This window comes from Nocardia thailandica NBRC 100428, assembly GCF_000308795.1.
Classification (GTDB): Bacteria; Actinomycetota; Actinomycetes; order Mycobacteriales; family Mycobacteriaceae; genus Nocardia; species Nocardia thailandica.
Genome location: NZ_BAGK01000191.1, coordinates 1 through 2329 on the forward strand (window position 1 = coordinate 1; position 2329 = coordinate 2329).

At 74.9% G+C, this 2329-nt stretch carries 2 protein-coding genes; one reads left to right on the top strand and one right to left on the bottom strand.

Annotated features, from left to right (window positions below; translation table 11 throughout):
* The coding region (locus ON36_RS21390) for an AAA family ATPase (RefSeq protein WP_043656550.1) at nt 1–974 on the bottom strand (974 nt) is incomplete at its 3' end.
* A 425-nt stretch (nt 975–1399) separates the two neighbouring features.
* Here ON36_RS21390 and ON36_RS21395 point away from each other — a divergent pair.
* The coding region (locus ON36_RS21395; protein ID WP_043656552.1) for an SWIM zinc finger family protein at nt 1400–2329 on the top strand (930 nt) is incomplete at its 3' end.

Sequence of the window (2329 nt, forward strand, 5' to 3'; positions counted from 1 at the left end):
GTGTGGACGGCGATCGCGGCCTCCAGCCGGGCCAGCGCCGCGTCGAGGACGGCCGCGTCGGGCAGCGTCACCTCGGTGACCGCGCGCAGCGCCGCGGGACCGGGGCCGCGCCCGCCCGCGCCGTCGAGTTCGGCCGCGATCGCGGACAGGTCCGGCTCGGGCTCGCGCAGCAGGGCGGCCAGCCTGCGGGTCCGCGGGTCGTCGACCGCGGCGAGGCGCGGGACCAGCGCCTCCCTGGTCTGGCGGGCCTCCTTCACCGCGCGTTCGAGTTCGAGGCGGCGGGTGCGCAGGCGTTCCTGCGCCTCGGACAGGTCGTCGAGGCCGAGCAGCCGGTGCAGGGCGTCGAACAGGTCGCTGGGCTTGCCGTCGACCAGGGCGCCGAGCTCGCTGTAGGACAGGAACGGCCGGTACAGCTCGAGCCGCGAGCGCCAGCGGCGCGGGTCGAAGGGGGCGGGGCTGCCGTCGCCGCGCTGCTCGGACCACTGCGGCGCGCTCAGCGCCGCGGTGGGCGCCCACTGCTTGACGATGCGGAGATCGGGTTCGGCGCCCGCGGTGAGCAGGTCGAGCTCGATGCGGGTGCCGTCGGGATCGTGCAGATTGCGCCATCCCTCCCGCCAGGCGGTGGAGCGGCCGTCCCAGCGCCGGTTGCCGCCGGTCAGCGCGAGCTCGGCGGCCTCGGCGAAGCTGGACTTGCCGCTGCCGTTGCGGCCGGCCACCAGGGTGAGGCCGGGCCCGGGCGCCAGGTGCAGGGTCGTCTGCGGGCCGATGCCGCGGAAGCCGCGCACGGTGATCGCGCGCAGGAACACACCCGTGTCGTCGGCGCCGGGGTCGGGCCCGGCGGCCGCGTCGCCGAAGGCGGCCAGCACCGTGTCCACGACGTCGGGGCCGAGCTCGGCGTCGGCCGCCAGCTCCGCCGCGACCACCTCGACGAGGCGGTCGGGTACGTCGGGCGGCGTGGTCCGGTCGGCGCGCATGAATTCTCCCCTCGCACATGTGGAGACGCGCGAGAGCCCCCGGTGCGCAGTCGTCGGCGAAACCTGGACAACGCTACCGGATCGCGGGGTATTCGCCCAGGGTCCGGCGAGGTCGACCCTCTCGAGTCCGCCCGCGGGAGTGGAATGGCCATCGGCGCGCCCCGGCGAGGGGCGTTCGATGTCCACCCCTCGTCCACTCCGCGAGGCGGCTCGATGAGGTGTTCGCGGCCGCCTGCTCGTTGCAGGAACATGGCGGTCGGTCCGGTCGAGCCGAACATGACAGAATGCCAGAAGAACGATCATGATAGCAAGCCATTGGCGTGAATCGGCCAGCGCACCAGCGTTTTCCGAGGACGACACGCCAGCCGGTCCCATCTGTCGGTCGGCTGCGGTAGAACTTGCCGCGACCGAGAACGGGGGAATCGATGAACCCAGCGCACACCGTGTGGACCGCGGAGCAGGTCCGCGCCCTCGCGCCCGACGCCGGGTCGCTGGCCGCGACGCGCAAGCTGGCGGGTCGCTGGCGCGGGACCGGCGCGCACGAGCACGCGGTCTGGGGTCTGTGCCAGGGCAGCGGCGCCACGCCGTACCGGACGGTCGTCGATCTGTCCGGTCCCGCGTACAAGTGCTCGTGCCCGAGCCGCAAGTTCCCGTGCAAGCACGCGCTGTCGCTGCTGCTGACCTGGGCGGCGGGCGAGGTGCCCGCCGCGGACACGCCCCCCGACTTCGCCGCCGAGTGGCTGCGTGGCCGCGCGACGAGGGCCGCGGCGCCGGCGAAGAAGGCGGCCAAGGGCACCGACCCGGCGACCGTCGAACAGCGCCGCGCCCGGGTCACCGCGGGCCTGGCCGAGTTGCAGACCTGGCTGGCCGATCAGGTGCGGACGGGGCTGGCCCAGGCCGACCGGTCCTTCGCCGCGTTCGAGGCGGTCGCCGCGCGCATGGTCGACGCCCAGGCGCCCGGCGTCGCGTCCGCGCTGCGCAGGCTGCCCCTGGCGGTCGCGGCGGGCGCGGACTGGCCCGAGACACTGCTGCGGGAGTACGGGCGGCTGCAACTGCTGGTCACGGCGCACCGCGAACTCGACGCCCTGCCCGAACCGCTGCGCGCGAGCGTGCGCGCCCACGTCGGCTATCCGACGCAGGCCGAGACGGTGCGCGCCGAGCCCGCCGTCCGCGACACCTGGCTGGTGCTGGCCACCCGGACCAGCGAGGAGGAGCGGCTGCACACCCGCCGCACCTGGCTCTACGGCCGCGCCTCCCACCGCTGGGCCCTGCTGCTCGAACACTCCTTCGGCGCCCCGAACTTCACCGGGGAGGTCCCGGTCCTCGGCCACGAGGTCGACGCCGAGGTGCACTAC